Source organism: Campylobacter concisus, assembly GCF_902460895.1.
GTDB lineage: Bacteria > Campylobacterota > Campylobacteria > Campylobacterales > Campylobacteraceae > Campylobacter_A > Campylobacter_A concisus_BC.
In genome coordinates, this window is the sequence record NZ_CABPVL010000037.1 from 1 (window position 1) to 811 (window position 811).

The following is an 811-nucleotide window of genomic DNA, read 5'->3' on the forward strand; positions in this document are numbered from 1 at the left end:
CTATTAAATAATTCATTTGTTGTGCATTTCTATAAATTTATATATGCCACCGCCAATTGCTTGAAATCCATTCGTTGGTGGCTCTGGAGATAGATACCCATTAACTATCTCTTCTAAAGCAACACCGTACGCCCAAGTCTTTGGATCATAAATAAAATTTCCAAACTGATAACTGACACCTTCAGTTATTTGTTTTGGCTTACTGGCTGTTATGAAGTAACCTTTATCGTTGGTAGTTTTAAAATTTCCAGTGCCTTTTTTGTTTATTACTTGTTCATATATCACTTTATTTCCTGATAGATCAAGACTGCGAGCTACATACTCTTTGCCATTGTGTCTTAGTATACCATCACTACCTAATGTTCCACCTTTTGGGGTATTGGCTACTACTTTTGCAGCCACTCTCTTTTCCATCTCTACAAATGGAGCTTTTAGGCTATTAGCTACATATACAGCACCTTTTCCAAGACCAACGCCAACTCCTTTGCCTATTGCTGCTACACCAGTTAAACTAGATGTATCAAATCCTGATATTAATGCTATATCATCGCTTATGCCATTATAGTCATAAACTTTTTCTAAAATCTTTTTATCATTGTTAAATATATTATAGTACATATTTCTTACGCCACTTACTCCGTTTACTGCTATATCTTTTGCTAAAGATATAGCACCGTCACGCAAGCTAGAGGCGGTAAAAGTCTGATCTTTATACCAGTTTTGCAAGTTGCTTGGTATTTTATCTGCATTAGATGCCAAGTTTAATATACTATTTTTAACTGTTTCTAGCGGTAAAGAGTCTATGTTTGGA

Annotated in this window: 1 protein-coding gene; it reads right to left on the minus strand. The window is 35.0% G+C overall.

Annotation, left to right across the window (positions count from 1 at the left end; all coding sequences use genetic code 11):
* Nucleotides 1-12: 12 nt before the first annotated feature.
* Nucleotides 13-811, minus strand: a 799-nt coding sequence (locus F3G98_RS10665; RefSeq protein WP_188117013.1) for a hypothetical protein, incomplete at its 5' end; no start/stop codon positions are given.